Annotated in this window: 9 protein-coding genes; 6 read left to right on the top strand and 3 right to left on the bottom strand. The window is 52.1% G+C overall.

What is annotated here, in order from left to right; translation table 11 throughout:
* Positions 1-38 precede the first annotated feature (38 nt).
* The 3 genes from FG381_RS07945 to dnaA all read right to left on the bottom strand — a co-directional run bounded on the left by FG381_RS07945 (position 39) and on the right by dnaA (position 5,266).
* Positions 39-2,597 (bottom strand): DNA gyrase subunit B, encoded by a 2,559-nt coding sequence (locus FG381_RS07945; protein ID WP_139688321.1) that lies wholly within the window; start codon positions 2,595-2,597, stop codon positions 39-41.
* Between the two features lie 134 nt (positions 2,598-2,731).
* Positions 2,732-3,850, bottom strand: a complete 1,119-nt coding sequence (dnaN, locus tag FG381_RS07950; RefSeq protein ID WP_139688322.1) for a DNA polymerase III subunit beta — start codon at positions 3,848-3,850, stop codon at positions 2,732-2,734.
* 54 nt (positions 3,851-3,904) lie between these two features.
* The gene (gene dnaA, locus FG381_RS07955; RefSeq protein WP_139688323.1) at positions 3,905-5,266 is read right to left on the bottom strand and encodes a chromosomal replication initiator protein DnaA; all 1,362 of its coding nucleotides are present in this window, start codon (positions 5,264-5,266) and stop codon (positions 3,905-3,907) included.
* Between the two features lie 614 nt (positions 5,267-5,880).
* Here dnaA and rpmH point away from each other — a divergent pair.
* The 6 genes from rpmH (at position 5,881) to mnmG (ending at position 12,407) form a co-directional block, all read left to right on the top strand.
* Positions 5,881-6,021, top strand: a complete 141-nt coding sequence (gene rpmH, locus FG381_RS07960) for a 50S ribosomal protein L34 (protein ID WP_005429158.1) — start codon at positions 5,881-5,883, stop codon at positions 6,019-6,021.
* Between the two features lie 24 nt (positions 6,022-6,045).
* A complete protein-coding gene (locus FG381_RS12945) occupies positions 6,046-6,522 on the top strand; it encodes a ribonuclease P protein component (protein WP_139688324.1) in 477 nt (158 codons plus the stop codon).
* 17 nt (positions 6,523-6,539) lie between these two features.
* Entirely contained in the window at positions 6,540-6,827 is a 288-nt protein-coding gene (yidD, locus tag FG381_RS07970; RefSeq protein WP_228025708.1) for a membrane protein insertion efficiency factor YidD, read from the top strand.
* Positions 6,828-6,857: 30 nt separating this feature from the next.
* Positions 6,858-8,561 (top strand): membrane protein insertase YidC, encoded by a 1,704-nt coding sequence (yidC, locus tag FG381_RS07975; RefSeq protein ID WP_139688326.1) that lies wholly within the window; start codon positions 6,858-6,860, stop codon positions 8,559-8,561.
* A 488-nt stretch (positions 8,562-9,049) separates the two neighbouring features.
* Positions 9,050-10,435 (top strand): tRNA uridine-5-carboxymethylaminomethyl(34) synthesis GTPase MnmE, encoded by a 1,386-nt coding sequence (gene mnmE / locus FG381_RS07985; protein WP_139688328.1) that lies wholly within the window; start codon positions 9,050-9,052, stop codon positions 10,433-10,435.
* Between the two features lie 25 nt (positions 10,436-10,460).
* Positions 10,461-12,407, top strand: coding sequence for a tRNA uridine-5-carboxymethylaminomethyl(34) synthesis enzyme MnmG (gene mnmG / locus FG381_RS07990; protein ID WP_139688329.1), 1,947 nt, complete (start codon positions 10,461-10,463; stop codon positions 12,405-12,407).
* Positions 12,408-12,417 lie beyond the last annotated feature (10 nt).

Raw genomic sequence — 12,417 nt, forward strand, 5'->3', positions numbered from 1 at the left:
CGCCCGGAGGAGATTTCCGGACGCCTGAAACTATGGCATCAGGTGTCGATATTTCCGAAGAGCGCATTGCTCTCGATGAAGGCTCTGCGCGGCTCTACGATGTCTCCCATGAGCATTGAGAAAATCGCGTCGGCATTAGCTGCGTCTTCAATGCGTACGCGAAGCATTCGGCGTACTTTCGGATCCATCGTGGTGTCTCGCAACTGCTCCGGAGTCATCTCGCCAAGACCTTTGTATCGCTGACGGATAAGACCTTTCTCTGCCTGACGCATCAGCCAGTTGACGACCTCGGCAAAGTTCTTGACAGGAGCCTCATCTTTATCTCGCTTCACGCGAGCCCCTTCACCTATTACACCTTGGAGCATCCGGGAGCTTTCGCGAAGCTTCTGATAGTCAGCAGATAGGATGAATTCCGGCAGGACGGTAGTGGTTTTAGCATTGCCGTGCTTCATGCGATGGACCTTGAGGATGTGTTTTTCCTCCTCTTCATTCCATTGCGCTTCAACTTTAACGTTGGGGTCGCGCATTTCACGTTCGAGGCGCCTGGCGCTTTCCTGAGCGTCAAATGAATTTTCGAGCGACAGTTCAGTGCCGGCAGCAATGGCAAGAAGTACGCCGGTGTCAAGGACGTTGCCCAAGCGGGAGATAACGGCATGGGCCTGGAGATACTCGGCCACTAGGGACTCCAGTGCGCTTCCACGTATAGGAGCGTTAGTCTTTACGGCTTCCTCATTGGGATAGAGCTCTGCCCCTTTGAGCGCAAGATCCGTCAGATAGGCGCTCATTTCAGCTTCATCCTTGAGGAAGCGCCCTTTGTCCTTGCTGTTCTTCTGGACTTTATAGAGCGGCGGCTGAGCAATATACACATACCCGTTTTCAAGGAGTTCGGGCATCTGTCGGTAGAACAGCGTGAGAAGCAGGGTGCGGATGTGCGCACCATCCACGTCCGCATCGGTCATGATGATGATGCGGTGATAGCGCAGTTTTGAAATATCGAAGTTCTTACCGATGTTGGTGCCGAGAGCAAGGGTCAGCATGCGGATCTGCTCGGAATCAAGAAGCTTGTCCTGAGCGGCCTTTTCCACATTGAGAACCTTGCCGCGCAGCGGAAGAATGGCCTGATTCTGGGAGTTTCGCCCCTGTTTGGCAGATCCACCCGCGGAATCGCCCTCTACGAGGAAAAGTTCGGAGTACGCCGGATTCTTTTCGCGACAGTCGGCAAGCTTCCCAGGCAGTCCTCCGCCAACGCCGGTTTTCCGGGTGAGATCGCGTGCTTTGCGAGCGGCTTCGCGTGCGCGCGCGGCCGTGATGATCTTCTCGCAAATGATCTTGGCATCGGTCGGATTTTGCTCAAGATAAAGTTCGAGCTCACGGCCAACAATATCCTCTACTGCAGGACGGACTTCGCTGGAAACAAGCTTGTCCTTTGTCTGGGAACTAAATTTGGGCTGAGGAACCTTTACAGACAACACGCAGGTGAGGCCCTCGCGCATGTCATCGCCTTCAGGATCGACCTTAGCCTTCTTGGCGAGTTCATTCTTCGCGATATAGTTCTTCAGCACGCGAGTCATAGCTGCACGCAGGCCAGTAACGTGCGTGCCGCCGTCGCGTTGGGGAATGTTGTTCGTGTAGGCAGTGAGGCTTTCGTTGTAGCTGTCCTGCCACTGCATCGCAATTTCCACTTCCACAGGGGTTCCGCTTGAGAGAACCGTCCCTTTGGCGTGAAAAATCTTTGGGTGAAGCACCGTTCTGGACTGGTTCTTATATTCAACATAAGCAACCAGACCCTTGTCGGTTTTTAGATGAGCTTCATGCGAGGTGCGCAAATCTTTGAGCGTAATGCTCACGCCAGAATTCAAAAACGAAAGCTCGCGCAGGCGCGAGAGCAGCGTGTCGTAGCTGAACTGCGTGACTTTTTCAAAGATGGTTAAATCAGGGAGGAAGTGAACTTCAGTTCCGCGGCGATTCGTCGGCCCGAGAAGCTTCATGGGAGAAACATTTTCGAGCTTGCCTGTATGAGGATTGGGGAGCTGCTCCACGATCCTGTTTTGCACTAATCCCTTGCGGAATTCGAGGAATCTCGCCTCTCCGTCACGGCGTACAGTAAGGCGAAGCCAGGAGGAAAGCGCATTGACGCAGGAAACGCCTACACCATGGAGGCCGCCCGAGATCTTGTAGCCGTTATTGTCGAATTTACCGCCGGCATGGAGCTCTGTAAGTGCAATTTCCGCAGCGCTTCGCTTGGGATCGTGTTTGTCATCCCATTTGATCGCAGATGGAATGCCGCGGCCATCATCAACGACCGAAACAGAATTGTCGGTGTGAATCGTGACCTCAATGTGAGTCGCAAATCCTGCAAGCGCCTCATCAATGGAGTTGTCGACAACTTCATAGACAAGGTGATGCAGTCCGGAGCCGTCGGCTGTATCGCCGATATACATCCCTGGGCGTTTTCTAACGGCTTCTAACCCTTCAAGAATCTGAATGCTCGATTCGTTGTAGGCACTGGGATTCTGATCCGGATGAATTTCATCCAGATTTTGGACCTGGGGCAGCGCTTCGGGCGCTTCAATCATGGGATTTTCCGCTTCGGACATGAAATCTTTAATCCTTGGATTCGCCCCGGCATATGGAATGAACAGGGCGAATCGATGTTGGGGACGAGCCGAGAACAGCCTTTCTCAAGGCATCGTTTTTTGGAGGGAAAGCACCTCAGGCGCAAAGGCGTCGCTTAAATTCTCATCGGCATGATGAGATAGCGGAAGCTTGAGGATTCCGGCATCGTGACCAGGACGCTCTTCGGCGTGGGAGCAAAATGGAAGTCCACTTCGGAATTCTTCAGATTGGTGAGAAGCTCAATCATGTAGAGCAGATTGAAGCCAATGTCGAGTTCCCCCCATGTCCAAGGAGCATGAACCGTCTGACTAGCTTCTTCTTGCTCGGCGTTATTGCCTTGAATGAGGAGCTGACCTTCCTTGAAAAGCCATCGCATGCCGTGAAATTTTTCATTGGTAAGAATCTGCACCCGGCGAAGCGCCAGAAGAAGTTCTTCACGATTGAGGCGCACGCACTGCGGATTAGTATCTTCTGTCGGCATGACACGTTGATAATCCGGGAACTTTCCTTCAATCAACTTGGAAATGAATTCCACATTACCGAATTTGAAGCAGATCTGCGTATCACCCAGATTGACCACAACCGGTGAATCATCTTCAGGGAGGATGCGCATCAGCTCGCGCACGGTCTTGCGGGGAACAATTGCTTCGACCTTTTCATCCTGCATCATGCCGTCCACTACTGCTTCGCAATAGGCGAGACGATGTGTATCCGTCGCTACCGCACGGAGCTTTGAACCCTGGGCAACGAGCAGAACCCCCATCAGATAGTAACGAATGTCCTTTGCCGCCATAGCAAAGGAGGTCATTGTCAGAAGATAGCGAAGGGTTTTAGCGGGCAACGTAAAAGAACTTACCGGCGTCTGGGTTTTAATGATCGGGAAGTCCTCCGGCGGCAGCGTTTGAACTGTAAAACGTCCCCCAGGCACGGAAAAGGCAGCGAGTCCGTCTTCTCCGACATCAATTTCGACAACATCAAGGGGACGAAGAGCTGCAAGAATTTCAGAGGCTTTCTGTGCCGAAACCGTAAAGGTGCCCTCAGTTCCGGAGACGCCGACCGGCGCAGAGGTACGGATCTGAATATCGAGGTCCGTTGTTGAGAAGGTGACGGACTCGTCACTTTGTTCTATCAAAATGTTGCTGATAACAGGCAGGGACTGGTTGCGTTCCACAATGCCCGATACCGTCTTGACGGGTTTGAAGAGATTCTCAACAGGACTGGCAATAAGCTTCATGATCTGACTGGAAAAGCGTAATTAATCGATGTGGTGAGGATGGCAGATCGAGTTCTAGCCGCGGATCATTTGTTCAAGCACATGAATCTCATGATTGAGTTCAGCATTGCTCTGCCGTTCCTGGGTGATTTTACGAACCGCATGCATGACGGTTGTGTGATCTCGGCCCCCAAAATTTTCCCCAATTTCTGGAAGACTATGCTGCGTCAGTTCCTTCGTGAGATACATGGCGATTTGTCTTGGTAAGGCAATGTAGGCAGGTCGGCGCTTTGAGTGCATGTCTGCCACTTTGATCTTGTAGTAGTCAGCCACTGTTTTCTGAATATTCTCAATGGTAATCAGACTGTTGACGACCTGGAACTGATCCCTCAGTACGCGTTTAGCGATATCAATGGTAATTTCGCGCGACGCAGACGGCTGAAACTGCTGATAAGCGACGACCTGCTGAAGGGCGCCTTCGAGTTCACGGACATTGGACTTAAGTCGCTTGGCAATAAAAGCTGCCACTTCATCGGGAAGATTAACGCCCATAGCTTTCGCTTTATTGAGCAGAATAGCTGTTCGCATTTCGAACTCAGGAGGTTCAATAGCTACGGACAGTCCCTGAGAAAGGCGGGAAATCAAGCGAGGTTCAATATCCTTTAGCCCGCGCGTATAAGTATCTGAAGTGATGACGAGCTGCTTGTTGTGTGGGACAAGCGCTTCAAACGCACGGAAGAACTGCCCTTGGGAACCTTTGGCTCCGGAAAGCGACTGAACATCATCAATGAGGAGCAGATCGAGGTTGCGATAGCGCTCATCGAACTTTTCAAGGCTTGCGTGAGTCTTATTAGCAGACTCACGGACGGCTGCCGTGTATTCGTTAATGAAATCCTGAGCAGAGACGCAGCGGACTTTCGCCTTGGGATGTAGATCCAGGTAGCGATGGCCGATGGCCTGCATGAGATGCGTTTTGCCTAGTCCGACCCCACCGTAAATGTACAGAGGGTTGTACTGGGTGCCGGTAGTTGTGGCGACGTGTTCTGCCGCAGCTACAGCAAGTTGATTGGCATTGCCGTTGACATAGTTTTCAAACGTAAGCCCCGGTAAGAGACCGGTTTCCTCACGTCGACGCACCTCGGACTCTGACGTTCCGGCAGAGGGCTTCTGAACTTCCGTGGCCTCTTTCTGAACTGCGATGAGAGAGACGGTTACCGGCTGATCGTCATTGACGTGGGTCGCAATGCGCTGAATATTCTTGAGGTATGTATCTCGAAGAAAGCGAACTTTGGAGGCGGGAGCTTCGAGCGTCAACACTCCATTATCCGGATCCCAGGCAACGGGATTGATTACTTTGAACCACGTGTCATAGATTTTTGGTGCGCTCTGAACAAACTCTCTCAGATTGTCCAGACACTTTTGCCAAAAGACTTGCATAGGCCGAATAAAGAGCTAAACGTTGAAGGACAAGGCGGAAGTAAGTCCGACTCTTGCTATTGCCCGACGGGCAGGGATCGTTCATTTTACCAAGTTTTTTTCTGAAAATGGCAATTTCTTTGTGGATAACTTTGCAATATATTGAAATATAACTAAAAAAGTTATCCACACAGATGCCGGAAGTTCTTGAAAACTTAATTTATCCACAAAACGATGTGAATAAAGAATCCTTGAAGTAGTAGGCAATTTAAGTAATCAAGTACTTACAATTTATTGATATACACAAGAGGATGTTTTTCTCTAGATGGATATATCTACATATAGTGTTTCCGTTAGCTGTTTTACTACTGGAAGCGTTTTCCCATCCTACGGCTTAGATTGAATCTCCGGAGTACATGCAATTTTCCACAGTCCGAGGTTTGACAAGACCACGCAGATTGTTGTGTAATAGCGAGCTTTTCTAGGCTTCCTCCAGTCCCGCCCTGAATTAGGGGCGTCGGAGACCAAGAGGAATGCGTCAGAGCAGTATTCAGACTGTTTTGGATTCTTCATCCGCTGAATAGAGGCAATCCAGTCTCTACAAGCTTCTCCCTCGAGACAAAGGAAACAACATCATGGCTACCAAGCGTACCTATCAGCCCTCCAAGACCAAGCGTGCCCGCACTCACGGCTTCCTCGTTCGCAGCCGTACGAAGGGCGGTCGTCGCGTTCTGGCTCGTCGTCGCGCCAAGGGCCGTCACGTTCTCGCCCTCTAATTGCGGTTGCCCTAACACGGCTGGATGCTTGCCGTGACCGGAAGCCCGGCGGAGAACTATGGATTTCCCCGAAGCAGTCGACTTATTAAAAGCGCTGATTTCGGTGTGATATTGAGGACGCGGAATGCACAGTCGTTCCGCGTCCATTCTGCGTATTTCACAGCGGGATGCCTCGAGAATTCTGAGTTGTGTCGTGTTCGTGTAGGCATTACTGTCGGCAAACGCAATGCGCCGCTTTCTGTTGACAGGGCAATCGTGAAACGTGCTTTAAGGGAAGCAGCAAGGCTGCGGCTTCCTGAACTCAGAGAGATCCTTGCTTCGAGAAATTGCGGGCTGGATATTTCTTTGAGGCTTAAAACCGAGCTTAGTTCTCTCGGAGCATCCTCACGCAGCAGCTTGAAGGAAAAACTTCACGCTGATGCTGCAGTCCTTCTAGAGACGGTTGTGCGCCGAGCGGATCAACGCCGCAAAGCCCAGCCCGCAAAAGAAGGGAAAATATGAATTTCCTGAAGCGGCTGATGATCGGACTCATTCGACTCTACCAGCTAACTTTGTCGCCATGGGTGGGACGTGAATGCCGTTATCTGCCTACCTGCTCGCAGTATGCTATTGAAGCTTTGGAGCGTCATGGCGCTCTGAAGGGAGGGTGGATGACAGCAATGAGGCTTCTGCGATGCCATCCACTAGGCGGTAGAGGGTATGATCCGGTCCCGAATACCTTTCGCTGGCGATGCTGGTGCAGAGACTGCAAGGACATTCATGAAGAAGGAGCGAACGAGAGCGGGCGATCCTTCTTTAATCTTTAAATTACCCCTAACTCAATCCAAGAGAGCTTTATGGGAAGAGAAGTTCAGCGTGCCCTTTTGTGGGTGATCCTTTTCGGATCGCTTTTCATGCTATGGGACAATTATCAAGTCTATAAGGGCGGAAAGTCTTTCTTTGCAGCGCCTCAAGAGACTGTTGAAACCTCACAGAGCGCAGGCACCGCAGATATTCCTGCTCCAGCTCCGGACGCCAAGGCTGTTGAAGTTCAGGCAGCCGCAACGCCAGTCAAGGAGCCGGTGGTCGTTACTACGGATCGGATGAAGGTCACGTTTGATCTTCAGGGGGCCCGTGTGATTGGCACGGAAATGCTCCTTTTCCCGCAGCAGGCAGACTGGACTGAGGTGGGACTAGCCGGCATGATTCTCGGACGTAAGCCCGCTGAAGATCTTGGCAACGTCAAGCTTCTTAATGTTCAGGGCGCGCACACCTACATGGCTCAGAGTGGACTTGTTGGCGGCGACTATCCTACTCATGCCGATGAATTCAAGCTGGTAAGCAAGTCGCTTTCCATGGACGGCTCCGACAAGCTTGATGTTGTCTTTGAAGCGGAAAAAGGTGGTTTAAAGGTAACCAAGACCTATTCCTTCAAGCGCGGCTATTACGGTATGGATGTCTCCACGACCGTTACGAATCAGACAGAAAAGGCCGTTTCGCCCCAGATTTACTATCAGATTACGCGCGACTCGAGCAAGCCAGCTGGCGAAAGCTCGATGTATTCGACGTTTACTGGACCGGCTTTCTATACAAGTGAAGAAAACTTCCAAAAGATAGATTTTTCTGACATTCACGATAAGGATGCTTCCTTTGTCGAGAAGACTGATAATGGTTGGCTCGCAATGGTGCAGCATCATTTTGTGAGTGCATGGATTCCTTCGCAGGGTGAGTCTCGTCAGAATTACGCTCGTGAAGTCACAAAGGATCTCTATGCCATCGGCACCCTGGTCTCCATGAAGGAGGTGGCGCCGGGGGCTTCCGTGACGGATCGCGCAACTTTCTATTCCGGTCCTCAGGAACAGGCCCGACTCGAGCAGCTCGCTCCCGGACTTGAACTGGTGGTTGACTACGGGTGGCTTACGTTCCTCGCAAAGCCGATTTACTGGCTGCTTGACTTCCTCTATGGAATCGTCGGCAACTGGGGCTGGGCGATTGTGCTTCTCACCTGCATTGTGAAGGCTGTGCTCTATCCTATCTCTGCGGCAGGCTATCGCTCTATGGCCCGCATGAAGGAAGTGACGCCCCGCATGAAGGCGCTGCAGGAAAAATATAAGGACGACAAGCAGCGCCTCAACCAAGCAATGATGGAACTCTATCGGACTGAGAAGATCAATCCGATTGGCGGGTGTCTCCCGATCATGCTGCAGATTCCTGTTTTCCTCGCTCTCTACTGGGTTCTTCAGGGCTCGGTGGAATTGCGTGGAGCTCCGTGGATCTTCTGGGTGCACGATCTTGCAGTGCCCGATCCTTGGTTTGTGTTGCCTCTCCTGATGGCAATCACCATGTTCCTGCAGATTTTCCTCAATCCGAAGCCCACCGATCCGACTCAGGCAAAAGTGATGTACATCATGCCGGTAGTTTTCTCCGTGATGTTCTTCGTCTTTGCTGCAGGCCTGGTTCTCTACTGGCTTACAAACAATATTCTTTCTATTGCTCAGCAGTGGTGGATCAATAAGACGATCGCCGAGGAACGCGCGAAGCGGCTAGCAAAACAGAAATAAGTAGCCGAGACCTCGCGCTCATCGAGCGCGAAGCCTGATTAAAAGTCGGCCGGGCGAGAATCTCTTTCATCAGAAGAGCCGCCCGGCCTTCATTTATTTATGAAGGCTTTTCCTCGAATTTAGAGACGAGGCTGCCAGAAGAAGAGGCCAGAGCCAGACGGAAGCAAACCAGAGGAAAATTCTTCTGACTGAAAGTCGGTTCTCCTCCGTCTTCCAGGTTTTGGCAAAAACGGCGATTGCCCCGCAGACTACCCATAGCATGAAGCCGCAGTAGATCAAAGAGCGGGTTTCATAGCTGTCCCCAAAAAAACGAGCCGTATAGGCTGAGGCTGGTACGGAGAGAATGACTGCAGTACAGACGCCGGCGAGGGCAGAACCGAAAAATTGTCCGCGCCGGGAGGAACGAGGATCCTGAAGCGACATGAGGTTAGTTGCCTTTTTGAGGTTGAGATCGCTCTCTGCATTCTAAAAAAGAAGAGATGTGCAATATGCAGCTCAATGACAAAACTCCCATCGTCGCTATAGCGACGGCTGCCGGACGCGGCGCAATCGGCGTGGTGCGACTTTCCGTGCCGGTCCATCACACGGATGCAATGCTCAGTACGCTTTTCCCTGGCATTTTGCTCGAGCCACGGCATGCGCATCTTCTTGATGTAACGGATGTGAAAGGCGCATTGCTTGACCGAGCTATTGTTCTTTACTTCCCGGCTCCGGCAAGTTACACCGGGGAAACTGTCCTGGAAATTCAGGCTCACGGCGGGCCAATGCTTCTCAGGCTTATTCTGCGATCCGTTCTTGAAAAACTTGCCTTTATCGGCATTCGCATCGCAGAACCCGGTGAATTTACCAAACGCGCGTTTCTTAATGGGCGCATCGATCTGGCACAGGCTGAAGCAGTCAGCGGATTGATTGATGCCGTGAGCGAGGCATCGGCGCAGGCCGCGGCGCGTTCCCTTTCCGGTGACTTTTCCAGACGCATTCATGCGGTTGGCAGTCTTTTGGATGAAGCTCGGGCGCTAACGGAAGCCCAGCTTGACTTTCCGGAAGAGGAACTTGATGACCTGATGGCGGATGAAATTGTTCAAAGAATGGAAACTGCCGCAGGGCGCATCGATGAACTTCTTAAGACCGCGCGTAAAGGGGCTGTGCTTGCAGAGGGACTAACTGTTGCGCTTGTCGGTGCGCCTAATGTTGGTAAATCAAGTCTGCTCAATGCGCTGGCCGGAGAAGAAGTTGCCATTGTGACGGATATTGCCGGAACCACGCGCGACCGAATAGAGCACTGGACCGCATTTAATGGGGTGCCGCTTCGTATAGTGGATACTGCAGGCCTGCGTGATACCACGGATGTTGTGGAATCAAAGGGCATTGAGCGTTCTCTGCAGGCTCTTAAGGAAGCAGATATTGTTCTGGCGCTGTCAGATGCTTCGGGCCAAGTAGCGGACGATGCCGACGCGTTAAAGCGTGTCGAAGAAACGGTTCGTTGCGGCACTCCAGTACTCCACATTGCAAATAAGTGCGATTTGGCGTCAGATGGCGTGCTCAACGAGCTGCAGTCAAGGGGCGCTATTGCGATTTCAGCCAAAAATGGCGAGGGACTTGAGGACTTGAAGTCAAGGGTGCTCGATCTTGCCGATATGGCCGGTGGTACCGAAGAAGTGTTTCTTGCGCGTGAGCGACATCTCGAATGTTTGCGTCAGGCAGGCGTTCACATCCGCAGGGCCCTGGAGATTGCTGACAGTGGCTTCGGTATGATGGAGTTCCTTGCTGAAGAGCTGCGCCTTGCAGGCCGTTCTCTTGGGGAAATCCTTGGAGAGACGGATGCTGAAGGACTCCTCGACATCATCTTCAGCCGATTCTGTATCGGCAAGTGAGTCAAAGACTCTGGATTTGTAAGCTATGGAATACCCAGAAAGCTACGAGGTCATCGTCGTCGGTTGCGGGCATGCGGGCGCGGAAGCCGCTCTTGCTGCTGCACGCATGGGGCGAAAGACTCTTCTTATTACGCATAATCTCGACACTGTTGGACAGCTTTCCTGTAATCCGTCGATCGGCGGCATAGGCAAGGGGCACCTCGTCAAAGAGCTGGATGCTCTGGGCGGAGCTATGGCTCAGGTAACAGATGCTGCAGGGATTCAATTCCGCATTCTGAATAGCTCGAAAGGTGCGGCAGTACATGCAACGCGCGCACAGATTGATCGTCAGCTCTATCGGCGAGAGATGCGCAGACGCATAGAGTCGCAGCAAAACCTTACGGTATTCCAGATGGCAGCCGACGATCTGATCGTTGAAAATGGTGCTGCCAGCGGCGTTGTCACACAGACTGGCATACGATTCCATTCGCGATCGGTGGTCATTTGTTCTGGCACCTTCCTTAACGGGCTGGTTCACATTGGCTTGGAGCATTATCAGGCGGGCCGCATGGGGGATCCTGCAAGCGTCAGGCTCGCCGAGCGCCTGAAGGACCTCGGTATGCCTCAGGGGCGACTGAAAACCGGGACGCCTGCTCGAATCGATGGGCGCTCAATCGATTTCAGTCGTTGCGAGGAGCAATGGGGTGATTTGGATCCGATTCCGGATTTCTCCTTGATTCGGCCAGCGAATGCTCATCCAAGGCAGATGCCTTGCTGGATTACGCGTACGACGAAGGAAATGCATGAGCTCATTCTGGCTAATCTCGATCGTTCGCCTATGTACGCAGGCGTTATCCAGGGCGTGGGTCCCCGCTACTGTCCTTCGATCGAGGACAAGGTAAAGCGCTTTGCTTCGAAGGACAGCCATCAGGTTTTTCTTGAACCGGAAGGACTTGATGTCCAGGAGTTTTACCCCAACGGTATTTCTACCAGTCTGCCGTTCGATGTGCAGTATCGTATGGTCAGAATGATGCCTGGCTTAGAGAACGCGCATCTTATTCGCCCGGGCTATGCCATTGAATATGACTACTACGATCCGCGCGGACTGAAGCGCACTTTGGAAACCAAGGCATTGCCGGGACTTTTTTTTGCCGGACAGATTAACGGTACGACGGGCTATGAAGAGGCGGCAGCACAGGGAATCCTAGCCGGTCTAAATGCTGCACTGTACGCGCGCGGAGATGAAGGCTGGACGCCTCGTCGCGATGAGGCTTATCTCGGCGTCATGGTGGATGATCTGACGACGAAGGGCGTTACTGAACCCTATCGTATGTTTACCAGTCGTGCGGAATACCGGCTTTCGCTTCGTGAGGATAATGCCGATACCCGTCTAACTCCGATAGGTCGTCGCCTGGGTTTGGTGGACGATGCGCGTTGGGAATATTTCAATCGTAAAACCGAGCGTGTGCAGAAAGCCTTGGAAAAGCTCAAGGATACATGGGTGAATCCCAAGATTATTGCCGCGGCAGAAGCAGAGCGCGTGCTCGGGACGTCGATTGAACGCGAATATCCTCTCCGGAGCTTGCTCGCAAGACCTAATGTTCGGATGTCCGAGTTGGCAACTCTTCGGCGCACGGACGGCAGTCTTGCTGCGGATTTCTCTGACCTCAATGAAGCTGAACGGACTCAGGTTGAAGTTGAAGTGAAGTATGCCGGGTATGTTGAGCGGCAGAAGGACGAAATCGAAAAAGCTCTTGCTAATGAAACGCTGGTCATCCCGGACGCTATGGATTATGACGCGGTAACCGGGCTTTCTTTTGAAGTTCGGCAGAAGCTCAAGTCTGCAAGACCGGAAACGCTTGGTCAGGCATCACGCGTCTCGGGCGTGACGCCAGCAGCAGTTGCACTTTTGCTTGTTCACCTAAAGCGTCGCTATTACTATCAGCGAGACAAGGGCTCAGTACCGGTTGATCAATCGGCGGCTGGAAAATAAAGTGTTTCTT

The organism is Sutterella faecalis (genome assembly GCF_006337085.1).
Taxonomy (GTDB): Bacteria; Pseudomonadota; Gammaproteobacteria; order Burkholderiales; family Burkholderiaceae_F; genus Sutterella; species Sutterella faecalis.

Coding starts and splice junctions, on each gene's coding strand:
- FG381_RS07945 (WP_139688321.1), bottom strand. CDS start 2,597: ATGTCCGAAGCGGAAAATCCCATGATTGAAGCGCCCGAAGCGCTGCCC.
- dnaN (WP_139688322.1), bottom strand. CDS start 3,850: ATGAAGCTTATTGCCAGTCCTGTTGAGAATCTCTTCAAACCCGTCAAG.
- dnaA (WP_139688323.1), bottom strand. CDS start 5,266: ATGCAAGTCTTTTGGCAAAAGTGTCTGGACAATCTGAGAGAGTTTGTT.
- rpmH (WP_005429158.1), top strand. CDS start 5,881: ATGGCTACCAAGCGTACCTATCAGCCCTCCAAGACCAAGCGTGCCCGC.
- FG381_RS12945 (WP_139688324.1), top strand. CDS start 6,046: ATGCTTGCCGTGACCGGAAGCCCGGCGGAGAACTATGGATTTCCCCGA.
- yidD (WP_228025708.1), top strand. CDS start 6,540: ATGATCGGACTCATTCGACTCTACCAGCTAACTTTGTCGCCATGGGTG.
- yidC (WP_139688326.1), top strand. CDS start 6,858: ATGGGAAGAGAAGTTCAGCGTGCCCTTTTGTGGGTGATCCTTTTCGGA.
- mnmE (WP_139688328.1), top strand. CDS start 9,050: ATGCAGCTCAATGACAAAACTCCCATCGTCGCTATAGCGACGGCTGCC.
- mnmG (WP_139688329.1), top strand. CDS start 10,461: ATGGAATACCCAGAAAGCTACGAGGTCATCGTCGTCGGTTGCGGGCAT.